Below are 26,805 nucleotides of genomic sequence, written 5' to 3' on the forward strand. Positions count from 1 at the left end.
AGAAATAATTAATTTATAATTTCCTTACGTAAATAATTATTTAAGGCAACATATGCACCTGCGCTTGACGCCATGGTGCGGTGTATTTTTGTTTAGCGGCACCCTGTGTGCCGCCGTGTCCGCGCAGACCCGTCCCGAAATCGCGCCGCCCCTTCCCACCACGCCTGGCAGCAGCCAGCGCGACGATGCCAGCCAAGAATTGATACGCCAGCAAGAGCGCGAGCGCGTCCTGCGCCAGCAGCAGGAACGCAATCCCGACGTGCGCCTGCTCGATGCGCCTGCCGCGGTGTCAGCAAACCGCTTGCCGACGGGCGAATCGCCGTGTTTTACGATTGACCATCTTGTGTTGCGCGGCGAGGATGCGGCGCAGTTTCAGTTGGCATTGAACGCCACCAACCGCGACGACCTGGGCGCGCTGGATTCTCCGCTGGGCCGTTGCCTGGGCACGCAGGCCATCAATGTACTGATGGGCCGCATGCAGAACGCCATCATCGCGCGCGGCTACGTCACCACGCGCGTGCTGGCCGAGCCGCAGGACTTGAGCAAGGGTAGTTTGGCCTTGAGCGTGATACCGGGGCGTATCCGCCAGATCGGTTTTGCGCCCGGCACGAATCCCCGGGCCACTTGGTGGAATGCCGTGCCGGCGCGGCCCGGCGACTTGCTCAACGTGCGCGATACGGAGCAGGCGCTGGAGAACTTCAAGCGCGTGCCGACGGCCGAGGCCGATATCCAGATCATGCCGGCCGAGGGCGGCAACGCCAAGCCGGGCGAGAGCGACCTGCAGATCCAGTGGAAGCAGGGCTTGCCGTTTCGGCTGGCGCTGGGCCTCGATGATGGCGGTTCGCGCTCGACAGGCAAGCTGCAGGGCAGCGTGACCCTGTCGTACGACCACTGGTTGACCCTGAACGACCTGTTTTACCTGAGCCTGAACCAGAACGTCGACGGCGACCGCAACGGCCCGCGCGGCACGGGCGGCATGGTGGCCCACTATTCGATTCCCTACGCCTACTGGCTGTTGGCCTTCACGGCCAGCGACAGCCATTACCACCAGTCCGTGGCCGGCATCAATCAAGACTACAACTACAGCGGCGCCAGCCAGAACAAGGAAGTGAAACTCTCGCGCCTGGTGTACCGCGATGCGTCGCGCAAGACGACGGTGTCCTTGCGTGGCTGGCAACGCGCCGCGCAAAACTTCATCGACGACACGGAAGTGGAAGTGCAGCGCCGCCGCATGGCGGGCTGGGAACTGGGTATCGGTCATCGCGAATTCATGGGACAGGCCACCTTGGACTTGAACCTGCAATACCGGCGCGGCACGGGCGCGATGCATGCGATGGCGGCGCCCGAGGAAGCATTTGGCGAGGGCACGTCGCGTTTCAAACTCATCCTGGCCGACGCGGCCCTGTCGGCACCGTTCAAGCTGGCCGGCCAGCCGCTGCGCTACGCGGGCAGCTGGCGCATGCAGCACAACCGCACGCCGCTGGTGCCGCAAGACCGCTTTGCCATCGGCGGGCGCTACACGGTACGTGGCTACGACGGCGAAAGCAGCTTGTCCGCCGAGCGCGGCTGGCTGCTGCGCAATGAGCTCGGCGTGCCGCTGGGCAGCAGCGGCCAGGAAGCGTATGCCGGGCTGGACCACGGCGAAGTGTCGGGGCCATCCGCCGAATGGCTGATTGCGCGGCGCCTGACGGGCGGCTTCGTCGGTTTGCGCGGCCAGTGGCTGGGCGTGCAGTACGACGCCTTTGTCGGCTGGCCCGTGCGCAAACCCGAGCTGTTCCGTACGGCCAGCCATACGGCCGGCTTCAGCCTGAACGCCAGTTACTAAGACGCCGCCATCGATCAGTTGTCATCTCCCTTTATCGCATCATTTAATTGTCATTAGGACATTTCATGAACAAGAACCTGTACCGCATCATCTTCAATAAACGCCGTGGCCAACTGATGGTCGTCGCCGAAAATGCCTCGTCGCAAGGCAAGGCGGCCAAGGGCGAAGGCGGCCTGGATAGCGGCGTATTTGAGGGTGATGGCGGTGGCGGGCTAAGTTTAAGTGTGAACGGACGCCTGCGGCCGCTGGCCTTGGCGATATTTGGCGCACTGGGCATGGTGGCCTTTGTAGCCGGCCCAGCCATGGGGCAGATCGTGGCCGACCCGAACGCGCCGGGCCGCCAGCGTCCGACCGTGGTGCAAAGCGCCAATGGCGTGACCCAGGTCAATATCCAGACGCCGAGCGCGGCGGGCGTCTCGCGCAATACCTACAGCCAGTTCGACGTGACGGCAAATGGCGCCATCCTCAACAACAGCCGCGGCAATGTGCAGACGCAGACGGGCGGCTGGGTGCAGGGCAACCCGTGGCTGGCGGGCGGCAGCGCGCGCGTCATCCTCAACGAGGTCAACTCGGCAAATCCGAGCCAGTTGCGCGGCTATGTGGAAGTGGCGGGCCAGCGCGCCGAAGTCGTCATCGCCAATCCGGCTGGCGTGGCCATCGATGGCGGCGGTTTTATCAATGCCAGCCGGGTCGTGCTGACGACGGGTACGCCGATGCTCAACGATGGCAGCCTGGACGGCTACATGGTGCAGCGCGGCGTGGTCACGATCAATGGTCGCGGCCTCGATACGTCGCTGAGCGACTATACGGCCATCCTGGCGCGCGCCGCGCAAATCAATGGCGGTATCTGGGCGCAGGAACTGAAAGTGGTGACAGGAACGAATCAGATCGATGCGGCGCATGGCGTGGCGGGCGCAGCGTCTGGCGTAGGTCCTGCACCAGCCTACGCGCTGGACGTGGCGCAGCTGGGCGGCATGTATGCGGGCAAGATTACCTTGATCGGCACGGAAGCAGGCCTGGGCGTACGCAACGCGGGCGTGCTGGCGGCGACGGCGGGCAACCTGGTGCTGCAATCGAACGGCTGGCTGAGCAACAGCGGCAACATCCAGTCCGCCGGCAGCGGCAGCCAGACCAGCATCGCCGTCACGGGCGACGTGGCCAACAGCGGTACCGTGTATGCGGGCGGCGACAGCCAGGTGCAGGCGCAGGGCAATATTGCGAACAGCGGCGTGATCGGCGCGCAGAACAATGTCGGCGTGCAAGCCACGGGCGCCGGATCGCGCATCGATGCGGGTGCTGGCTCCGTGCTGGCGGCCGGCTTGAATCTGGACAATACACTGACCATCAGCGGCAAGCTGAGTGTTTCTGCTGGCGACACCATTGCCGCCCACGGTACGGTGGTGGCTGGCGGCGACAGCAGCTTGGCTGCCCGCCAGCTGGACCTTGCTGGCGCGCAGGTTTCTGGCGCGAACGTCAGCCTGGGCGCCAGCGCCGGCGACCTCGACGCCAGCCGCGCGCAGGTCAGCGCGCGCGAACGCCTGCAGCTGGACGCGGCACGCACCGTGCGCAGCGATGCAGCGCAGCTGACGGGCCAGCAGTTGGGGCTGAATGCGCACGACTTGTCGAACGTGGGCGGCCAGATCACGCAACTCGGTTCGAGCGACTTGAGTATTCAATTGCCCGGCAGCCTGGACAACACGCGCGGCGTCATCGCCACGAATAGCCAGGCCTTGCGCCTGCAGGCCGCCAGCCTGAGCAACCAGGACGGACAGATCCAGCATGCGGGCACGGGTGCGCTGGAGATCGGCGCGGGACAAATCAACTTGCAGCGCGGCAGCATCATCAGCAACGGCGCGATGGCGCTGACGGGAGAACAGGTCGACCACCGCGACGCGCGCACGGTGGCGGGGCAGCTCAGTATCAATGCCGGTAGCTTGGACAACCGGGGCGGCAGCCTGGCGCAGAGCGGCCAGGGCGCGACCGGCGTGCAGGTGCGCGGCGGGCTGGACAATCGCGGTGGTGCGCTGGAGAGCAACGGCACCATGACGGTACAGGCGGCCGGCGTGCAAAACCAGAAGGGCCGCATCGTGGCCAGCGGCGACCTGGCACTGTCGACAGGCGCGCTGGACAATACGGAGGCGACCCTGGCGGCGGGCGGAAAGCTGCGCCTCGACAGTGGCGACGTCGACAATACGCGCGGCCAGATACAGGCGCTGGCGGGCGATGCGGCCTTGACGGTCGCAAAACTGAACAATACGGCCGGCAGCGTGTTTGCTGGTGACAATCTTGTCACCAAGGCTGGCGAGGTACTGAACAGCGGCAACCTGTATGCGGCCGGCAGCCAGACGCTGCAGGTGAGTGGCGCCGTCAGCAACAGCGGCGTGATCGCTGCGCAGGGCGACAACAGCATCGACGCCAGCCGCATTGACAGCGTGGCCGGCAGCTTGCTGGGCGCCGGGGTCCGCGCCGACGGCAACTTGGCCGGCGGCGGCCAGTTGCAGCTGACGGCCACGCAAGCGATCGCGGCCCATGGCCAGAACTTGGCCGCCGGCAAGACCAGCATGCATGCTGCCGCCATCGACCTGAGCGGCAGCCAGACGGGGGGCGCGGCCATTGAGTTGAATTCCAGCGTAGGCAATGTCGTCACCGATACCGCACTGGTGACGACCACCGGTCTGCTGTCCGTGACGGCGGCCGATAGCGGCCAGATCCTGTCGAACGTGCGCGGCACCTTGAGCGCGGGCCAGTTGGATATCCAAACGGGATCGCTCGACAACCGCAGCGGCACCCTGATTCAGACGGGCAATGGCGACACCACCTTGCAAGGCAGCACCCTGGACAACACGGGCGGACGCATCGCCGTCAACAGCGCCAAGCTGGCGCTGCATGCCGACAAGGTGCTTAACCGCGACGGCAACATCGAACATGCGGGCACGGGCCGCCTGAGTATTGAGGCGGCGCGCTTCGATGACGAACGCGGCAAGGTGACGGGCAATGGTTTAGTTGATATCCAGGCGGACACGATCGATCACCGCCATGCCATCACCTCCGGGCAGAAAGTAACAGTGCAGGCCGGCCAGCTGGACAATAGCGACGGTACCCTGCAGCAGACGGGACCGGGACAGATGCGTGTGGACGTGGCGCAGACCCTGGACAATACGCGCGGCACCATCGCCGGCAATGGCGGCCTGCAAGTGCAAGCAGGCGTACTGGACAACAGCAAGGGGCGTATCACCTCGGCTGCTTCGGCGGATATCGCCAGCAAGGGGGCGCTGAACAATACGGACGGCGTGATTGCTGCCACGCAGGCGCTGCAGTTGACAGGTATTGGACTCGACAACACGCGTGGCGTATTGCAGGCAGACACCTTGAGTCTGCATGCGGCCAGCTTGCTGAACCAGCAGGGCACGCTCAGCGCCGGCACGGACCTGACGGCGCGCATCAGCACAGACTTGAATAATGCTGGCCTGCTGTATGCGGGCCGTGACCAGCAGCTGACAGTGGGCGGAGTGTTGAACAACAGCGGTTCCATCGCCTCCGTTGGCAACACCCATATTACCGCTGGCAAAGTGACCAGCAGCGGCCTGCTGGGCGCCGGCGTGAAAGCCGATGGCAGTCTGGGTACGGCGGGCGATCTGACTATCAACGCCGATGGGGTCTTGCAAGCGAGCGGCCAGAACCTGGCAGCGGGCAGTGCGGTGCTGGCGGGTGATTCCATTGATTTGTCGGGCAGCCAGACGGGGGCAAGCAACATCGCCATCACCGCGCGCAGCGGCGATGTGCTGACGAACAAAGCCGTCGTCTCGGCCAGCAACGTGCTGGCCATCACGGCCAATGCAAACAACGCCCAGTCGCTGGTGAATACCCAGGGGCAACTGGTGGCAGGACAGCTGCAGCTGAATGTCGCCAACCTGAACAACGCCAGTGGCGACATCGTGCAGACGGGTGCCGGCGATACCGTCATCACCACCGGCAAACTGGACAACACGGCCGGCCGCATCGCCGTCAACAGCAATAATCTTGCCCTGAACGCCACGGTGCTAACGAACATCAATGGCAAGCTGGAACACGCCGGCGCCGGCTTGCTGGCCATCAACGCGGGCCAGTTCAACAACCAGTTCGGCAAGATCACGGGCAATGGCAAGCTCGACATCACGGCAACCACTCTCGATCACCGCAATGCGACGACGGTGGCAAATCAGCTGACCATCAACGCCGGCAGCCTGGATAACCGTGCCGGTAGCCTGGCACAGACGGGTACGGGCCTCATGACGGTGAGCGCCACAGGCCAGCTGGACAACATGGGCGGCAAGATCGAAGGCAACGGTGATGCGCTGGTGAATGCAGACACTTTGCTGAACAGCACGGGCCGCATCGTGGCGGCGCAGGATGCAGTATTGAACGTGGGTAGCCTGGACAACACGGAAGGCACGGTAGCGGCGGGACGTCACCTGAACCTTTCCGGTGGCGATATCGATAATACCAAGGGCCAATTGCAGGCCGTGGCCGGTAATGCCACCCTAAATGTGGCGAACTTGAACAACACCGCAGGCAACGTGTTTGCCGGTGCTAACCTGAACGCGACACTGGCCAGCCTGACCAACACGGGCAGCCTGTATGCTGCCGGCAACCAGACCTTGACCGCCAGTGGCGCCATCGTCAACACGGGCGTGATCGCCGCACAGGGCAACAACAGCATCACGGCAAAGATGTTCGACAGCAGCGCGAGCAGCCTGATCGGCGCCGGCATGCAAGCTGATGGCAAGCTGGGCACAATTGGCGACCTGACGATCAGCACAACACAAACGTTGGCCGCGCATGGCCAAAATCTGGCGGCGGGCAGCGCCAATCTGACAGGTGCAAGCATCGATATCGGCGGCAGCCAGACCAGCGCGGCCAACATTGGCCTGACGGCAACCCAGGGTGACGTCGGCACGAACAAGGCGGTGGTGACGACGCCAGGCACATTGAATGTGACGAGCAGCGCCGCGTTGCACAACACGGACGGTACCTTGCAGGCAGGCCAGCTCGACTTGCATGTGGCCAATCTGGACAACGCAAAAGGTACCATCTTGCAGACGGGCACGGGTGACACGAACATTGTCACCGGCAATCTGGACAATACGGCTGGGCGCATCGCCGTCAACAGCAAAGACTTGAACATCGATGCGGCCATGCTGACGAACCGCGATGGCAAGATCGAACATGCGGGTACGGGCATTTTGTCGGTGCAGGCTGGCGTGGTGGACAACAGCAAGGGCCGTATCACCTCGGCGGCAGCTGCTTCTGTCGTCAGCAAAGATGGGCTGAATAATACCGATGGCGTGATCGCCGCGACTACTGGCCTGCAGGTGGGTAGTACTGCGCTGGACAACACGCGCGGCGTGTTGCAGGCGGACATGTTGCGCATTGATGCGGCAACTTTGCTGAACCAGCAGGGCACGCTCAGCGCCGGCACGGACCTGACGGCGCGCATCAGTGATACGTTGAACAATGCTGGCCTGCTGTATGCGGGCCGCAACCAGCAGCTGACGGTGGGCGGCTTGCTCAACAACACAGGTTCCATCGCTTCCGTCAATAACACGACGATTACCGCTGGCAAAGTGACCAGCAGCGGCTTGCTGGGCGCTGGCGTGAAAGCGGACGGCAACCTGGGCACGGTGGGCGATCTGACCATCAATGCCGATGGTGTGTTGCAGGCCAGTGGCCAGAACCTGGCGGCGGGCACAGCCACGTTGACGGGTGCCAGTGTGGACCTGTCAGGCAGCCAGACGGGGGCAAGCAACATCGCCATTACCGCACGCAGCGGCGATGTGCTGACGAATAAAGCCGTCATCTCGGCGAGCAATGTGCTGGCCATCACCGCCAATGCGACTAACGCCCAGTCGTTGGTGAATACCCAGGGGCAACTGGTGGCCGGCCAGCTGCAGCTGAACGTAGCCAACCTGAACAACGCCAGCGGCGAGATCGTGCAGACAGGTGCCGGGGACACCGTCATCACCACAGGTAAGTTGGACAACACGGCGGGCCGCATCGCCGCCAACAGCGCCAACCTGGCCCTGAACGCCACGGTGTTAACGAACATCAATGGCAAGCTGGAACATGCTGGTGCCGGCATCCTGGCTATCAACGCGGGCCAGTTCAACAACCAGTTCGGCAAGATCACGGGCAATGGCAAGCTCGACATCACTGCTGCGACGCTGGATCATCGCAATGCGACGACGGTGGCAAATCAGCTGACCATCAACGCAGCCAGCCTGGACAACCGCAGCGGCAGCCTGGCCCAGACGGGTACCGGACTGATGACGGTGAGCATCACTGGCCAGCTCGACAACACGGGCGGCAAGATCGAAGGTAACGGCGATGCGCTGATAAAGGCCACCACCTTGCTGAACAACACGGGCCGCATCGTGGCGGCGCAGGATGCCGTATTGAACGTGGGCAACCTGGACAACACGGAAGGTACGGTGGCGGCGGGCCGTCACCTGAACCTTTCCGGTGGCGATATCGACAATACCAAGGGCCAGCTGCAAGCTGTGGCGGGCAACGCCACCTTGAATGTGGCGCACCTGAACAATGCGGCAGGCAGCGTGTTTGCCGGTGCGAATCTGAACACCACGCTCGATACCTTGAGCAATACCGGCAGTCTGTATGCGGCTGGCAATCAGACCCTGAACGCCAGCGGCGCCATCGTGAACACGGGCGTGATCGCGGCACAAGGCAACAACAACATCACGGCGAAGTCCATCGACAGCAGCGCGAGCAGCTTGATCGGCGCCGGCATCCAGGCCGATGGCAAGCTGGGCACGTCGGGTGAATTGACGATCAGCACTGCGCAAAACCTCGCCGCGCATGGCCAGATTCTGGCGGCAGGCAATGCCAACCTGAGCGGCGCCACGCTCGATATCAGCGGCAGCCAGACTGGCGCCGCCAACATCGGGCTGACGGCGACACAGGGCGATGTCAACGCTAGCAAGGCGGCAGTCACGACGCCCGGCACATTGAACATCACTAGCAACGCCACCTTGCACAACACGGAAGGCACCTTGCAGGCAGGTCAACTCGACCTGCACGTGGCAAACCTCGACAACGCCAAAGGCGTCGTGTTGCAAACGGGTACGGGCGACACGACTATCGTTACCGGCAATCTGGACAACACCGCCGGACGCATCGCCGTCAACAGCAAGGACCTGAACATCGATGCCGTCACGGTCACGAACCAGGATGGCAAGATCGAGCATGCGGGCACAGGCATCTTGAATCTGCAAGCAGGCGTGCTGGATAACAGCAAGGGCCGCATCACGTCCGCTGCCTCGGCGGATATTGCCAGCAAAGGCGTGCTGAATAATACGGACGGCGTGATTGCCGCGACTGCCGACTTGCATGTCGGTGGTGTGAATATCGACAACACGCGCGGCGTGTTGCAGGCGGACAATTTACGTCTGGATGCCGCTAAATTGCTGAACCAGCAGGGCACGGTCAGCGCCGGCACGGACCTGACGGCGAAAGTGAGCGGCGATCTGAACAACGCTGGCCTGCTGTACGCGGGGCGCAACCAGCAACTGACGGTGGGCGGCTTGCTGAACAACACAGGTTCCATTGCCTCCGTTGGCAACACCCATATTACCGCTGGCAAAGTGACCAGCAGCGGCTTGCTGGGCGCCGGCGTGAAAGCGGACGGCAGCCTGGGGACGGCGGGCGATCTCACCATCAACGCCGATGGTGTGCTGCAGGCCAGTGGCCAGAATCTGGCAGCAAGTACGGCCACGTTGACGGGTGCCAGTATGGACCTGTCTGGCAGCCAGACGGGCGCGGCAAACATCGCCATCACGGCAAATACTGATGATGTCGTGACGAACAAGGCCGTGATTTCCGCCAGCAATGTGCTGGCCATTACGGCCAATGCGACTAACGCCCAGTCGTTGGTGAACAGCCAGGGCCAGCTGGTGGCAGGACAGCTGCAGCTGAACGCCGCCAACCTGAACAACGCCAGCGGCGAGATCGTGCAGACGGGCACGGGCGATACCGTCATCACTACAGGTGAGTTGGACAACACGGCCGGCCGCATCGCCGTCAACAGCAATAATCTTGCCCTGAACGCCACGGTGTTAACGAACATCAATGGCAAGCTGGAACATGCTGGTGCCGATGTGCTGGCCATCAACGCGGGTCAATTCAACAACCAGTTCGGCAAGATCACGGGCAATGGCAAGCTGGATATGATGGCTGCCACTCTGGATCATCGCAATGCAACGACGGTGGCGAATCAGCTAACTATCAACGCAGGCAGCCTGGACAACCGCAGCGGCAGCCTGGCCCAGACGGGTACGGGCCTCATGACGGTGAGCACTACGGGCCAGCTCGACAACACGGGCGGCAAGATCGAAGGCAACGGCGATGCGCTGATAAAAGCTAACTCCTTGCTGAACAACACGGGACGCATCGTGGCGGCGCAGGATGCCGAGTTGAACGTCGGTACCTTGGACAACACGGAAGGTACGGTAGCGGCGGGCCGTCACCTGAACCTTTCCGGTGGCGATATCGACAATACCAAGGGCCAGCTGCAGGCCGTGGCGGGCAACGCCACCTTGAACGTAGCGAGCCTGAACAATGCGGCAGGCAGCGTGTTTTCTGGCGCCAACCTGAACACCACGCTCGACACCGTGAATAACACGGGCAGCCTGTATGCGGCAGGGAATCAATCCTTGACCGCAACAGGTGCCATCACGAACACGGGCGTCATTGCGGCACAGGGTAACAACAACCTTACGGCAAAGTCTATCGACAGCAGCGCGAGCAGCTTGATCGGCGCCGGTATCCAGGCCGATGGCAAGCTGGGCACGTCGGGTGACTTGACGATCAGCACTGCGCAGAACCTCGCCGCGCATGGCCAGATTCTCGCCGCAGGTAGTGCCAATCTGACCGGCGCCACGCTCGATATCACCGGCAGCCAGGCCAGCGGTGCCAACGTCGGCCTGACGGCCACCCAAGGTGACGTCAGTACGAACAAGGCGGTCGTGACGACCTCGGGTACGTTGAGTGTGGCGACCAAAGCCACCTTGCACAACACGGAAGGCACCTTGCAGGCAGGTCAACTCGACCTGCACGTGGCAAACCTCGACAACGCCAAAGGCGTCGTGTTGCAAACGGGTACGGGCGACACGACTATCGTTACCGGCAATCTGGACAACACCGCCGGACGCATCGCCGTCAACAGCAAGGACCTGAACATCGATGCCGTCACGGTCACGAACCAGGATGGCAAGATCGAGCATGCGGGCACAGGCATCTTGAATCTGCAAGCAGGCGTGCTGGATAACAGCAAGGGCCGCATCACGTCCGCTGCCTCGGCGGATATTGTCAGCAAAGGCGTGCTGAATAATACGGACGGCGTGATTGCCGCGACTGCCGACTTGCATGTCGGTGGCGTGCATGTCGACAACACGCGCGGCATATTGCAGGCGGACACCTTGCGTCTGGATACGGCCAGCTTGCTGAACCAGCAGGGCACGGTCAGCGCCGGCACGGACCTGACGGCGAAAGTGAGCGGCGATCTGAACAACGCAGGCCTGCTGTATGCGGGCCGCAACCAGCAACTGACGGTGGGCGGCTTGCTCAACAACACAGGTTCTATCGCTTCCGTCAATAACACGACGATTACCGCTGGCAAAGTGATCAGCAGCGGTCTGCTGGGCGCCGGCGTGAAAGCGGATGGCAGCCTTGGGACGGTGGGCGATCTGATCATCAATGCCGATGGTGTGTTGCAGGCCAGTGGCCAGAATCTGGCAGCGGGCACAGCCACGCTGACGGGTGCCAATGTGGACCTGTCGGGCAGCCAGACGGGGGCAAGCAACATCGCCATTACCGCGCGCAGCGGCGATGTGCTGACGAACAAAGCCGTCATCTCGGCCAGCAACGTGCTGGCCATCACGGCCAATGCGGCCAACGCCCAGTCACTGGTGAACAACCAAGGTCAACTGGTGGCAGGTCAGTTGCAACTGAACGTGGCCAGCCTGAACAACGCCAGCGGCGACATCGTGCAGACGGGTGCCGGCGATACCGTCATTACCACAGGCAAGCTCGACAACACGGCCGGCCGCATCGCCGCCAACAGCGCTAACCTGGCCCTGAACGCCACGGTGTTAACGAACATCAATGGCAAGCTGGAACATGCTGGTGCCGGCGTGTTGGCCATCAATGCGGGCCAGTTCAACAACCAGTTCGGCAAGATCACGGGCAATGGCAAGCTCGACATTACCGCTGCGACTCTCGATCACCGCAATGCGACGACGGTGGCAAATCAGCTGACCATCAACGCCGGCAGCCTGGACAACCGTGCCGGTAGCCTGGCACAGACGGGCACGGGCCTCATGACGGTGAGCACCACGGGCCAGCTCGACAACACGGGCGGCAAGATCGAAGGCAATGGCGATGCGCTGATAAAAGCTAACTCCTTGCTGAACAACACGGGCCGCGTCGTGGCGGCGCAGGATGCGGTATTGAACGTGGGCAGCCTGGACAACACGGAAGGCACGGTAGCGGCAGGCCGCAATCTGGCATTGACCGGCGGCGACCTCGACAATACCAAGGGCCAGTTGCAAGCTGTGGCGGGCAACGCCATCTTGAATGTAGCGAATTTGAACAATGCGGCCGGCAGCGTGTTTGCTGGCGCCAACCTGAACACCACGCTCGATACCTTGAATAACACGGGCAGCCTGTATGCGGCGGGCAACCAGACCCTGAAGGCCAGTGGTGCCATCACCAATACAGGCGTGATCGCGGCACAGGGCAACAACAACCTTACGGCAAAGACGCTCGACAGCAGCGCTAGCAGCTTGATCGGCGCCGGTATCCAAGCCGATGGCAAGCTGGGCACGGCTGGCGACCTGACGATTAATACCGCACAAGCGCTGAATGCACACGGCCAGATTCTGGCGGCAGGCAATGCTGATTTGACCGGCGCCACGCTCGATATCAGCGGCAGCCAGACCAGCGCCAGCAACATCGGCCTGACGGCAACGCAGGGTGATGTCATGACCAGCAAGGCGATCGTCGCGACAACGGGTACATTGAACATCACGACCAACGCCACTTTGCACAACACGGAAGGTAGCTTGCAGGCGGGCCAGCTCGACCTGCACGTAGGCAATCTGGACAACGCAAAAGGCACTGTGTTACAGACCGGTGTGGGCGATACCGTCATTCAAACGGGGAATCTGGACAATACTGGCGGCCGCATTGCCGTCAATAGCAGCAATCTGACCTTTGCAGCGAACGCACTCACGAATGCCGCTGGCAAGATCGAGCACGCGGGCACGGGGAAATTGGCGATCACGACGCCAGCCTTCAACGGTGCCGGTGGCACGATTACGGGCAATGGCCTGGTTGACATCGTTGCCGGCACGTTCAACCACAGCATGGCGACCACCTCGGCCCAGCAATTGCGTATCGCGGCCGATGCGATGAGCAATCAGGGCGGCAAATTGCAGTCGACAACGGCGCTCACGGCGCAGGTGGCGCAGGAGCTGGACAATCGCAGCGGTTCGATCGCAGCAAACGGTGTGCTGCAAGTTAACACGGGTAGTCTGGACAATGCCAAGGGTAATATTACCGCGCAAGGCGATGTCACGGTATCGTCGCAGGGCGCGTTGAACAACAAGGAAGGCACGATTGTTGGCAAGGAAAATGTGCAGGTGCATGCCTTGGCCCTGGATAATACGCACGGAGTGGTGCAAGCCGTGGATGGTGCCCTGGATGTGAAGGCTGCGAGTCTGATCAACGCCGCTGGCGAACTCAGTGCCGCTACCGACCTGACTACGGCAGTCACTGGCGACATGCTGAACAGCGGTCTGCTGTATGCCGGCGTCAAGCAGTCTCTGGACGTAGGCGGCAGCCTGACCAATACCGGATCCATCGCCGCGCTGGGCAATACCAGCGTGACGGCGGGCAGCTTGTCCGGCAACGGCTTGCTGGCGGCTGGCTTGACGACGAGCGGCGCGCTTGGACAGGCGGGCGACTTGACTGTTCGCAGCAATGGCGTCCTGCAGGCAGGCGGCAAGAATCTCGCGGCCGGCACAGTTGCGCTCAGTGGGGCATCGCTGGACCTGGCAGGTAGCCAGACCAGTGGCAGCAATATTACCTTGAATGCTGGCAGCGGCAACATCACGACCGCCAAGGCGGTGCTCGCTACGGCTGGTTTGCTGAGTATTACGGCCAGCGCGCAGAATAGCCAGGCGCTGCTCAATCAAGGTGGCCAGTTAAGCGCCGGGCAGCTTGATGTCAAGGTGGCTAACCTCAATAATACCGGCGGCAGCATCATCCAGACAGGAAGTGGCGATAGCGCCATCAACCTGGCTGGAGCGGGCCAGATGGACAATACGGCCGGGCGTATCGCGGTCAACAGCCGCAATCTCCAGTTGACGGCAGGAACCTTGACCAACGTGGATGGCAAGATCGAGCACGCGGGTAGCGGCACCCTGGGCATCAGCGTGGCTAACCTGTATGGGCAACGCGGCCAGATTACGGGTAACGGCGCGCTCGACGTGCGCGCCACCTATGTCGACCATCGCAACGCCAGTACTGTGGCGCAGCAACTGAGTTTTATCACCTCCACGCTGGATAATCGCCAGGGCGAACTGTTGCAGCTGGGCAAAGGCAACACATCGCTTACGGCTAGCGCCAGTCTTGACAACGCCGGCGGCCGGATTGAAAGCAATGGCGGCCTGGTGTTGCAAACGGCAGACTTGCGCAATCAGAGCGGGCGCGTGCTTTCTGGCGGCGTGCTGGATGTAACCGCCAGTGCGGGACTCGACAACAGCGGAGGCACATTGGCTGGCGCTACCGGGTTGGTCTTGACCGCAGGCGATGTTAGCAATACCCGAGGTACCTTGCAGGCAGTTACCGGCGATGCCCGGCTGCAAGTGAAAGACCTGGACAATGACGGCGGTAGCGTCCTTGCCGGCGGACAATTGGTCACGCATGCGGACAACGTCAGCAATACCGGCAGCATGTACGGCGCGTCGCAGATGCTGAATGTCAGCGGAGTGGTGCGCAACAGCGGCACGATTGCCGCGCTTGCCAATACCACCATTACGGCCGCCAGCCTCGACAGCGGGGCGGGAGGCCTGCTCGCGGCAGGCATGCCGGCGGATGGCAAGCTGGCAGGCACCGGGAATCTGCTGGTCACGACGACGCAGCAATTACGCGCGGCAGGGCAGAACTTGGCCGCAGGCAATATGAGCATGACGGGTAGCGGTGTCGATCTTGCCGGCAGCGTGAACAGCGCGGCGAACATCGCGCTGACGGCGACGCAGGGCAATGTCAGCACGGCCGACGCGAACGTCGGCACGGCCGGTACGCTGAATGTGAACGCGCAAGCCGGCAATGGCCAGACGTGGGATAACAGCCGTGGCGATATCGTGGCTGGCCAACTGGTGGTGCAGACGGCGAACCTCAACAATAACAAGGGTAGCATCGTGCAGAGCGGCAGCGGCGATACGAGCATCGTCATGCGCGCGCCAAATGGCGTACTCGACAATACCGATGGCCGGATTGCCGTCAATAGCGCCAATCTCACCCTGGGGGCCGCCACGCTCAGCAATGCCGGTGGGCGGATCGAGCACGCTGGCCTGGGCCAGCTGGCCATCAATGCCGGCGCCTTGAACGGTCAGGGCGGCCAGATCACCGCCAATGGCAGTCTGAAGATCACCGCTACCAGCATCGATCTTCGCAAGGCCAGTACGCAGGCGGGGCAGTTGACTATCGATAGCGGTAGCCTCGATAACCGCCAGGGCGAGTTGGTACAGCTGGGGCAGGGCGCCAGCAATATCCGCATCGCGCAAGTTCTTGACAATCAAGGTGGCCTGATCGCCAGCAATGGCAATACCACCGTCAGCGCGCAGGTCATCAACAATCAGGGCGGCACGGTGCAGGCGGCGGGCAGCGCCACCTTGGACCTGAGCGCCGGTACTTCATTAAATAATGACAACGGCGGCAAGATCGCAGCGGGAGGCGACGCGACGCTTCAGGCCGGCAGTATGTCGAACCGCGGCGGCAGCCTGACGATGGGCGGAAGCCTTGCGCTGACGCTGAACCAGGCGCTCGACAATAAGGACGGCCTGGTGGCCGCCAATGGCAATCTCGGCATCCAGGCTGCCAGTATCGACAATACGGGCGGTAAACTGGCCAGCGTCACGGGCAATCTGCGCGCGACCACGGGCCAGCTGCGCAACGACAGCGGGCAAATTCAGGCCGGTGCGGACATTGTTTTGCAGAGCACAAGCCTTGGCAATACGCAGGCTTCCGGCTATGCCGCCGCGGGCAGCATCGTGGGCCGCAACGTCAGCATCGATACGGCGGGACAAGCATTGAATAATGTCCAGGGAACCATCGCCGCCACGCAAGTGCTGAATCTGCAAACGGGGGAACTGAGCAATCGTGGCGGTTTGCTGCAAGCAGGCAATGCGATCGTCGTCAACACCCATGGCCAGACGCTCGACAACAGCGATGCCGCGGCGTATGCGGCTAGCCATGCCGGCAGCAATGGCGGCATCAGCAGCGGCGGCACGCTGGCGCTGGCGACTGGCGCCTGGAATAACGCGGCTGGCTTTCTGGGCGCTGCTGGGCAGGTAAGTGGCAGCAGCGGCTACATCAATAACCTGGGCGGAAAAATTGTCTCCAGCGGCGGCCTGGAGCTGGCCATTGCCGGACTGGCGAATCAGGGCGGCCAGGTGCAAGTGGTCGGCAACCTGGGCTTACAGGCGGGTGCTGGTACGATTGACAACACGTCCGGACTGATCCGTAGTGGCGCCGCCGTTACGTTGGGGGCTGGCGCCATCGTCAACCAGGCAACGCAGGGGGCCGGGAACGGAATCGAAGGCCGTGACGTCAGCCTGTCGGCCGGCACGATCAATAACAGCCAGGGCGGTTTGCGTGCGGACAATAATCTGAACATCAGCAGCAACGGCAGCTTGAACAATACATTCGGGTTGATCAGCGCCAACAATACCGTCAGCGTCAAGGACGAGGGAGGCAGCCGCAGCTTGGCCATCAACAATGGCGGCGGCACCATCATCGGCGGCGAATTGACGGCGGTAAAGGCGGCGGGCTTGAGCGGTAGTGGCAACGTGATGTCCAGGGGCGATCTGAACCTGGATCTGAGCGGCAATTACATTATCGAGGCCGGCGCGCAGATGATCGCCAACCGTAACGCCAGTCTCAGCGTGGGGGGCAGCCTTGTCAACGCGGGCAAGGTGCAGGCAGGCCAGACACTGGCGCTCAATGCCTACAGTCTCGACAACACCAGCAGCGGCGACATCAATGCCGGCACCACCAAGGTAAATATCGGAGCGACCCTGACTAACCGCGGTGTGATCGATGGCGTGAATACGCAAATTGATGCGGGCACGCTCAACAATTTCGGCAGCGGGCGCATCTACGGCACTGCGCTCAGTATCGGGGCGGGCACGCTGAACAACGATGTCGAGGGAGGCGTGGCGGCGACTATAGCGTCACGCGGCAGCCTCGATATCGGTGCCACCACCATCAACAACAGGGAACATGCGCTGATCTTCAGTTCAGGGGACATGGCGATCGGCGGCAGTCTTGATAGCAACCGCTACGCTGCAGGGGCCGTAGCCAGCCTGACCAATGCCAGCGCCACTATCCAGGCCATGGGCAATTTGGCGCTGAGGGCAGGTGAAATTACCTTGTTGAACAATCACTTTGCTGTGGAGTTTTCTCCCACGGGGCAGACGGAATATATCACTGAGTATGAAACACTAGATGGCGCACGTTATTCTGCCAATACACCGGGCATTAAGACTATCCTGGAGATGAACGGGAATCGACGACTGGTGAGCCCCTATCCCTTAGCACGCAATTATCAATTCCGGCAATACACCATCACGCGTACTACCAGTACCAGTACGGTGACAGAAACGGATCCTGCTGTCATCAGCGCGGGTGGCAATCTGACGGTGGACGCCTATAAGATCCGCAATGAAAACAGCCGCTTTGTGGCGGGCCAGGTGCTGAAAGTCAAGGGCACGATTGAAGAAAATATCTCTACAGGTAATCAGACGGTGATTACCGAAACAGGTTTGATAACTGAGTACGAGTATCTTGACATGGCAAGACCAGCGAATGCTGTGAATTGGGAAGTATTTCACTATACGCGCTCTTATGGCAATACGACGAAAACGATCAACGGACCGGACACGCCGTCGTCGGGCGGAGCGCCCTCGAACGGTGTGGGGGTACGCGCGAATGTTTCCTCTGCCGGCGCAAGCAGTGGTGCTGGTGCCGCCAATGTCAGCGTCTGGCTCAACACGGTAGGCAACACGGCAGGCTCCGTTGCCGGCGTGGCCGCCAGTACAGGTCAGGGTGCGGCAAATGCGGGCTCGGCCAGTGCGCCAGGCGATAGCCAGCTGGGCAATATCGGCGGCACGGGTGCGGTCGGCGCAGTGGCGGGCCAGACGGTGTCCGCAGCCAACGGCAGCAGCGCCGATATCCATATGTCTTCTATCCTGCGCTCCAACGTCGGCACCGGCACCGATGTGGCCAGTGCAGGCGTGGCCAGTGGTAGCGGCGCCTTGCAAGGCAGCGAACGCGCGGGCCAGGCTGGCCAGGCCGGCAGCATTTCTGCCGTGGCAGCGGCAGGTGTGGGCGCGGCGGTAGGTGAGGAGGTTGCCAGCGGTATTCGCGATCCGCATCAGTTGGCAATCGGCTCGCAGAGCGGGCCAAGCAGCGTCACTGGTGGCGCAGGCTTGCACGGCAGTGATCGTACTGGCGCTGCTGGCCAGGTGGACAGTATTGGTGTCATTGCGGGGCAGAATGCAATGCTCAATTCCGGCGCCGGCGCCATCGCCGGCACCGGAAGTCTGCGGGTGGATGCCCAGGGCGGACCCGCGGGCGTCCAGGGTGCCAGTGGTCCTGGCGGCAGCGACCGCACAGGCAGTGCCGGCCAGGCTGGCAGTGTGGGAGCGGTAGCTGGCAGCAATGTGGCAGTCACGGGTGCGCCAGCCTTAGGCGGTGTCGATACGGCGGGTCTGGCTGTGGGGGCGGTAGCTGGCCCGGCCGGCGTTGCTGGCGCTAAAGGGCTCAGTGGCAGCGACCGGACTGGCAATGCCGGTTTGGCGGCGCAGCCTGGCGCCGTCGCGGGTAATGCCCTGTCCAGTGTCGGTGGCGCGGCAGGCGCCATGCAGGCGGCTGTAGGCGCAGGCAAGCAAGCGGCCATCGGTACGGCGGCTGGCGCTGCTGGCAAGGTCGCAGCGGGACCTGGCGCGGGTCAGGCACGTTCGCCGCTGATCCGGCAAGTGGCGCTGGCCAATCCGGACGGCAAAGCGGAAGTTGTCAGGACCGGAGCCAAAGCCTTGCAACTGCCGAATGCCAGCCTGTTCAAGATCAGCCCTTCAGCGTCGGCCCAGTATCTGGTTGAAACGGATCCTCGCTTTGCGGAGTACCGCACCTGGACGGGTTCGGACTACATGAGCAGCAAAATGCAACTGGATCCCGCCGTCACGCAAAAGCGACTGGGCGATGGATTCTACGAGCAGCAATTGGTACGCGAGCAGGTCGCTGACCTGACGGGCCACCGCTTTACCGGTGACTACAGCAACGACGAGGAGCAATTCCGTGGCTTGATGGACGCTGGCGTCAGCTATGCCCAGCAGTATGGCTTGCGCCCCGGCGTGGCATTGACGCCGGAGCAGATGGCTGCATTGACCAGCGACATCGTCTGGCTGGTCGAGCGCGAAGTCACGCTGGCCGATGGCAGCACGCAGAAGGCGCTGGTGCCGCAAGTGTATGTGCGCCTGCGCGCCGGTGACATCGATGGCACCGGTGCCTTGTTGGCTGGTAAAAATGTCGATATCAACATCAGCGGCGATCTGACCAACAGCGGCACCATTGCCGGGCGCGACGTGGTGTTGCTCAATGCGGAGAACGTGAACAACCTCGGTGGCCGCATCGATGGAGATGCGGTTGCCATCGCCGCCCGCAATGACCTCAACAACATCAGCGGAACTATTTCCGCGAACAGTACGTTGCAGGCCAGCGCCGGACGGGACATCAACATTGCCACTGGCACGCTCGATGGTGGACACGTTATCGACCGCGTGGCGGGCCTCTATGTCAGTGGCGGCGCAACGGGTAGCGGCAATATGATTGTTTCTGCAGGCCGCGATGTCAGCATCACGGGCGCAATCGTCAGCAATACCGCGCCTGGTGGAGCGACGAGCATTTCCGCAGGGCGGGACTTGAGAGTCGGTTCGGTCGTCGCGAAAGCCACGAACGCCGTGGGGTCGGATTTTGCCAAGGAGATGGTCAGCGACGTGCAAAGCGACAAATTGGCATTGGTTGCAGGAAACGATATCAATATCCGTGCGAGTGGCGTCGTTGCTGAAACACAGCTGCTGGCCAGCGCAGGCCGCGATATCAATCTGGTGACAACGACGGTCAGTGACTCCAGTGTACGTCTGCGTGACAGAAAAACCATCAGTGACAGCAGCACGGTAGTCGCTAAGGTGGCGGGATTGTACGTTACCGGCACTGGCGAAGGTAATGCCTTGATTGCCCAGGCGGGAAGGGACATGACAATCACTGCGGGCGTCATCGCCAATGCCGGCGCCAACGGCCAGACCAGCCTAATTGCAGGCAATAATCTGACCCTCAATACCGTCACCGTGGCCTCAACCCACGACGAAGTGCGCAATAAGGACAATTACAGCAAACAGAGCAAGACTAGCGAAGTGGGCAGTCAGATCATGGGCGCAGGCAATGTCAATTTGCAGGCCGGCCATGATTTGCTGGCGCGCGCTGCGGATGTGCAGGCGGGTGGGGTGCTAGGACTGGTGGCGGGTAATGACATCAGCCTGGTCAATGGCTTCCAGAACGAAGTGACGGATGTCGCCAGCAAATCGACGAAGAAGGGCTTCTGGAACAAAACCACCACCATCAAGCACGACGTGGTCGATACCACCACGGCGATCGGTACCTCGCTTGGCGGCAGCAGCGTGACGGTGCAGGCGGGACGCGATCTGCAGGTGACGGGTTCGAGCATCTTGAGTGACGATGCGACGAAATTATTCGCGGGTAACAACATCACTATTGATGCGGCCACCAATAGCGTGTACGAACTGCATCATTCCAGCACCAAGAAAAGCGGTTTCATGAGCAGCGGCGGCATCGGCTTCAGCTATGGCACCAAGACCACGACGGTGGATCAGGAGCGGGACGCTACCCTGCAAAGCGGCGAGGCGCGCAGTTCGATTGGCGCCACAAATGGTGCGCTGACGATGGTCGCCGGCAATAACGTGACGATAGGCGGCAGCGATATTCTTGCCGCCACTGATCTCGATATTATCGGCAAGAGCGTCACCATCAAGCCGGGGCAGGACAATGAGAAGGGCAAGTTCGAAGTCAAGACGACGCAGGATGGCTTGACCCTGGCTCTGGGCGGCAGCGTGATCAGCGCCATTCAGACCCTGCAAACCATGAGCAAGGCAGCCAGTACGGCCAAGGATGGCCGTGTCACGGCGATGGCGGCCGCCACGGCGGCTATGGCCGCCAACGACGCTGCCAAGGAGATGATGAAGGAAGGGCCGAGTATCAGCATCAGCCTGACGGCGGGCCATTCGGAAAGCATCCAGACGCAAACGACGGCCAGCACCACGCATAGCGGCAGCGTATTGACAGGCAATAATATCAATATCACGGCCATGGGCGGTGGCAAGGATAGCAACATCAATATCCTGGGCAGCGACCTGAACGCGAAAAATGATATTCGCCTGCATGCCGATAACAACGTCAATCTGCTGGCCGCGCAGGACACGGAAAGCCAGCACAGCAAGAGTTCGAGCATCAGCGCTTCGGTAGGCGTGAAGGCCATCGTGAGCACACAGGGTACGTCGTTCGGTTTCACGGCCAGCGTCAGCGGCAGCAAGGGGCATGAAGACGGTGATGGCACGACGCAGCTCAATACGCATGTGAATGCGGGCGACAAGCTGGTCATCACAAGCGGTGGCGACACCAACATCAAGGGTGCCGTGGCCAGTGCCAACCAGGTCATTGCCGACATCAAGGGCAATTTGAACCTGGAAAGCCTGCAGGACACGGCCAAGTTCGACAGCAAGAGCCAGAGCATTTCTGCCAGCGGAACGGTGGGCATTGGCGCCAGCTTCAGCGGCAGCTATAGTCAGAGCAATATGCACAATGACTACGCCAGCGTGCAGGAGCAAGGCGGCATCAAGGCGGGCAATGGCGGCTTTCAGATCAAGGTGGGCGGCAATACGGACTTGAAGGGCGCCGTCATCAGCGCCACGGAGGCGGGCAAGCTGGACAGCAGCTTGATTACCTCGACTTTGACGCACAGCGATATTGCCAATCATGCGATATCGAAGGGGAGCAGTGTGGGGGTGTCTGGGGGCTTTTCGGTGGCTGGCAAGGAGACCGACGAGAATAAGAATTTGACCAATGTTGGTGGTGGAGGCGGTACCACCGCAGGCCTCCCCGCCATAGTTGCCCTCAGCGAGAAGTCCACCAGCACGACCCGCAGCGGCATCAGCGGCGGCACACTGGCCATCACCGATGATGCGGCTCAGCGAGCAGCGACGGGCAAGGGCGCGGATGAAGCTATCGCCGGTGTGAACCGCAATGTGACGACCGGGGTGGATAGCAGCGGAAAGATTGGCAACAACTTCGACAAGGCCAAGTTGCAGGCGACGATGGATGTAACGGCGGCGTTTGCGGCGGCGGCGGCGAAGGAGGTGGGAGATTATGCTTCCGCCAAGCTGGATGAAGCTGCACTATTAGAACGTGAATCGGGCAAACTTAGTGAATCTGATCCTGAGAGAAGCAAAGAGTTAAAGCGTCAAAGTGACGAGATAAAAAGTAACTGGAAAGAGGATGGGCTCGCGCGGGTAGCGTTGCACACGGCGGTTGGTGGGCTTGCTGGCGGTACCAACGGCGCTTTGGGAGCAGGTGCAGCGGCGTTTTCGACGGATATTATCGCAGAGCAACTTAAAAAATTGGACATACCGCAAACGCTGCGTGGCGCGCTGACGTTGGCAGCGGGGGCCGCTGTGGGGGCCGCAGCTGGCGGTGCTACGGGGGCAACCAGTGCTGCGAATGAGGTGGCGAACAATTACCTGAAACATGAAGAAATATTAAAACTGGAAAAGAAGAATTCTGAGTGTATGGCAGGGAAAGCTTCTTCGTGCACTGAGCGAGATGAGTTGCAAGCAGTAAGTGAACAGCGAGATCGTATTCTTGATGACTGTCGAGGAAATGCAAGTTCTTATTGCAATGGGAAAAGGCAAGAAGTTCGTTACGCATATGCAGAAATCATTAGGAAATCTGATGATGTATTTGGAACGTTTGGCGTGCCGGGACTTACATATTCGATTGAGGCAGGAAATACTCAAAGCCAAGCTAATTCTACGTTTGGACGTTTGGATTTGTTGAGAGCAAGAAATTCAGGATTTGCTGACAATATTTTAAATGGTGCTGTAAGTTCATATAAAACTTTTCTTACTACCGTCAATGCCTTAACTTTTGATTTGGATGCTCAAAAACGGGTCGTCGATTCAGCGTCTGTAATTTATGAGGCGGTAACTAATCCAGAAAAAACTTTCTCAGAAGTGGGGAATTCCATTCGGGCGCGAAACAATGAACTTGCATTGGCTTATGAACGGGGAGATGTTGATACAATTGGAAAATTTGGAGGCGGGAAGGCTGGCGATTTTGTCGGACTCCTTGTTGGCTCGGTAGGGAAGGTCGGTAAGGTAGGCGGCGCACTTGACGATGCGTTGAAAACGACTGGGAAATATGAACAAACTTTACTGCGAAATGCCGATGGATTTTTGGAAACGGAGGTTAGGGTTACGCCGTTAGATGCCCAGAAAAAACTTAATACCAACGATGTTTTGGGGAATGGTGGGTTGAAGCCAACCGAGGCAGCGATGGCTGCCCAGTTAGAATCTGTATTGGGTGCAATGGAACGCTATCCGGCTCCAGCAGGGGGAAGGGGAGGGAAGTCTCCAGATTTTGTTATTTTAGATGGTCCTAATGCAGGAAAAACCGTTGATGCAATGTATACGACTGACAAGTTGACGGTCAAGGAGATTGATGGATTGAATAAATTTTATGAAAAATCTTTTAAATCTGGTAGTGCGCAGATTGGAATCATGGATCATTTATCGAAGGCGGATTTTGTTCCTATTGATTTTAGGATTTTGAATTCTGAAAATCAAAAAATATTTATGAATTATGCTAAAACTTTACCAATCGATTTGCGTAAAAAAATTATTATAGTGAGGTGATTTATGGGTGTTATTATTGTTGGCTTTGTTGATCCGGAGAAGCCGGTGTCGGTAGAGAATTTATCTTGGGCTAGTATAAATGATTCTATTTGGAGTGTTTTTGGTGATATTTTTAATGAGGTTTTAATTTTCAATAATCGGATATTGTCTAGTGTGAAGAGTGAAGAGTTTATTTATCAGGAGGCTTATTCATTTCAGATGCTTGATGGGGATGACTTTATTTTATTGATAAAAGTTATGCGTGATTATTTTTCTAAGCTTAAGGACGAGGGAGGTGCTAGGAAAATAGCGGCGGAGATATGGGTTAATGATATTGAGCCTCTGATTGTTAAGGATTTTAGATATGTGGAATAAATTCATAATAGTTTAATTCGAGGTTGTGGTCAGATGCCAATCCACCCAAGTTAAGAGACGAGCCAGCGTATTTATTGTCCAATCAGTGAAATAGTGCTTGACGCGGCGCAGGCTTTACGGGCGACCGGGGTCATACGGGCGGCCGCGGGCGGCCGGCGGGCGGCCGGGGTCAGGTCCGGCATTCGTACACGATCTCAGCCTTAGTCGTCTCGATCTGCAGCAGGTTGCACGCGGGCGGGGTCAGGTCCGACTTTTGTACACGGTCTCAACCTTTGCCGTCTTGATCGACAGCAAGTTGCGCTTTATTAAATGCCAATACGGCCCGACTGACTGTCTTGCTCGACACGTGAAAAGCGGCGGCGATGTGGGACATGGTAAAAGCGGTTGAGAGATAGGCGCGTGCCATTGCCTCGTCTCTGTTGCTATAGAGGGCTTTGTATTGCGCTAGTGATAGCGCGACAGCGCGGCGCTGCTGCCTTGGCGTATCCTTGTATGCATCGGAACGCTGCGATTGCTGATGTGCCGAAACGAAGGCGTCATCGCCCAGAAGCATCTGGTGGCAGGTATGGATGAGCGGACTAGTTTCGCCCATGCCGGCAGCGACAAACCGAGAATAGTTGGCGACCGCCTCGTCACGCGTAGCGCCAAACTGGCTCAATAGCCAGTCACGAGTCAACCAGCATGGAGGCATTGCATCGTCCAAAACGTAGTGATGGCTGCTCCAGTGCCAGTTGTCGGGTGATGCCACCATGTGCGCCCGGACTGGATTCAAGACGATGTAGCGGGCTAATTCCAGCAGATAATTTTCTTTCTGTACCAAGATGGCTTTGTAGCGGCCTTGCAATACGTGCCCGACAAGCTTGTGGCGTCGATTGAAATGCTGGGTATAAACGCCATTGAGTTGGCGCATGCCTTGCGACAGATTCGCCTCGACCGTTTCAACGGAGGGGGCGGGGTCAGGGGGGGGCGGGGTCAGGTCCGACTTTTGTACACGGTCTCAACCTTTGCCGTCTTGATCGACAGCAAGTTGCGCTTTATTAAATGCCAATACGGCCCGACTGACTGTCTTGCTCGACACGTGAAAAGCGGCGGCGATGTGGGACATGGTAAAAGCGGTTGACAGATAAGCGCGTGCCATGGCCTCGTCTCTGTCGCTATAGCGTGCGTGATACTGCGCGCGTGACAGTGTGACAGCGCGGTGCTGCTGCCTTGGCGCATCTTTGAATGATTGGACCACTGCGATTGCTGATGTGCTGAAATGAAGGCGGCGTCGCCCAGAAGAATCTGATGGCTGCTGTGAGTGAGTGGACTTTCCTCTCCTCTCGCGCCCGCGACAAACTGGCAATGACGGGTTTTGCTGGTGAGGGTATTGTTGAGGGTATCGGCAACTGAATGGTTTGGAAATCACTGAAAAATCAAACGCTTAGCCACCTCATTGACCATCGAGTGGGAATAATCTCCCGTCCAGAACCGTAGGCTAATGCCGGGTCAATGAAACAGCTAAGCTCTGGCTATTAGGTTTTTTTGCCTAGTGGCTGTCGCAAACTACTGGCGATATCTGCATCGGCTATGCCATCTGCCCCAAGCTGATCAGCCGAGCCAGCGTCTCCTGCGCATTCATGCTCTTGGCCAGCTTGACGGCGGTCATGCCCCGGCTGTCCACGGCATCGATGCGGGCGCCGTGTTGCAGTAGCAGGTCGAGGATAGTGAGGCGGTTGAACATGGCGGCCATCATCAACGGTGTCTTGCCGTCCGGGCTGGCGCCTTCCACATTCGCGCCGTGCTTGAGCAGCAGCTCGGCGATGTCCAGGTAGCCTTTGTAGGCCACGCCGGCCAGCGGTGTCTGGCCCTGGTCGTTGGGGACGTTGGCGTCGGCGCCCGCTTCGAGCAGCAGGCGCGACGTTTCCAGGTGGCCATGGTAGCTGGCCAGCATGATCAGGCTGTCGCCTTTTTCGTTGCGGAAGTTGACCGGCACGCCTTGGGCAAGCATGGCGCCCAGTTGCTGCGTGTCGCCTTCACGCACGAGGGCAAACAGGCCCTGGATGAATTCCAGGGTTTCGGCATCCATCGTTGGCGGGAGTTTTCGTGCATCGGTGTTCATCATGTTCTTTCTGCGAAGGTTTAAATGGATATTGAAGTAGTGGCCGGGAAGTGTCAATTGTACGAGTCCGGCTTCTCACTTGAGGCAAATGCAACAAGGTGCTCCGCTTGTAAATTTCCATTATTAAACTATATTGGAAAATGATGTGATTTTTATATCATGTCAGTTATTCCGATTCGGAAATTTAATACTTCCAGAAATTCCAA

General features: G+C 60.1%; 5 protein-coding genes. 3 read left to right on the forward strand and 2 right to left on the reverse strand.

The genetic code is table 11. The features are described 5' to 3' along the window. Nucleotides 1–52: 52 nt before the first annotated feature. The 3 genes from SKZ59_RS23450 (at nucleotide 53) to SKZ59_RS23460 (ending at nucleotide 24,498) form a co-directional block, all read left to right on the forward strand. Entirely contained in the window at nucleotides 53–1,825 is a 1,773-nt protein-coding gene (locus SKZ59_RS23450; protein ID WP_319993084.1) for a ShlB/FhaC/HecB family hemolysin secretion/activation protein, read from the forward strand. Between the two features lie 65 nt (nucleotides 1,826–1,890). Beyond that, a complete protein-coding gene (locus SKZ59_RS23455) occupies nucleotides 1,891–24,144 on the forward strand; it encodes a filamentous hemagglutinin N-terminal domain-containing protein (protein ID WP_319993085.1) in 22,254 nt (7,417 codons plus the stop codon). Nucleotides 24,145–24,147: 3 nt separating this feature from the next. Further along, nucleotides 24,148–24,498 (forward strand): hypothetical protein, encoded by a 351-nt coding sequence (locus SKZ59_RS23460; protein WP_319993086.1) that lies wholly within the window; start codon nucleotides 24,148–24,150, stop codon nucleotides 24,496–24,498. Nucleotides 24,499–24,763: 265 nt separating this feature from the next. On the opposite strand, the gene SKZ59_RS23465 is transcribed toward SKZ59_RS23460, so the two are convergent. Both SKZ59_RS23465 and SKZ59_RS23470 read right to left on the reverse strand, forming a co-directional pair. Continuing rightward, nucleotides 24,764–25,408 (reverse strand): addiction module toxin RelE, encoded by a 645-nt coding sequence (locus SKZ59_RS23465; protein ID WP_319993087.1) that lies wholly within the window; start codon nucleotides 25,406–25,408, stop codon nucleotides 24,764–24,766. Nucleotides 25,409–26,065: 657 nt separating this feature from the next. Further along, nucleotides 26,066–26,599, reverse strand: coding sequence for an ankyrin repeat domain-containing protein (locus SKZ59_RS23470; RefSeq protein ID WP_413774593.1), 534 nt, complete (start codon nucleotides 26,597–26,599; stop codon nucleotides 26,066–26,068). Nucleotides 26,600–26,805: the final 206 nt, after the last annotated feature.

Origin of the sequence: Janthinobacterium sp. GMG2, from assembly GCF_033949445.1 — a bacterium.
In the GTDB taxonomy this organism is placed as follows: domain Bacteria; phylum Pseudomonadota; class Gammaproteobacteria; order Burkholderiales; family Burkholderiaceae_D; genus Janthinobacterium; species Janthinobacterium aestuarii.

Bases quoted from the DNA above. Each gene is read 5' to 3' on its own strand.
- SKZ59_RS23450 (WP_319993084.1), top strand. From the start codon at position 53: ATGCACCTGCGCTTGACGCCATGGTGCGGTGTATTTTTGTTTAGCGGC.
- SKZ59_RS23455 (WP_319993085.1), top strand. From the start codon at position 1,891: ATGAACAAGAACCTGTACCGCATCATCTTCAATAAACGCCGTGGCCAA.
- SKZ59_RS23460 (WP_319993086.1), top strand. From the start codon at position 24,148: ATGGGTGTTATTATTGTTGGCTTTGTTGATCCGGAGAAGCCGGTGTCG.
- SKZ59_RS23465 (WP_319993087.1), bottom strand. From the start codon at position 25,408: ATGCGCCAACTCAATGGCGTTTATACCCAGCATTTCAATCGACGCCAC.
- SKZ59_RS23470 (WP_413774593.1), bottom strand. From the start codon at position 26,599: ATGAACACCGATGCACGAAAACTCCCGCCAACGATGGATGCCGAAACC.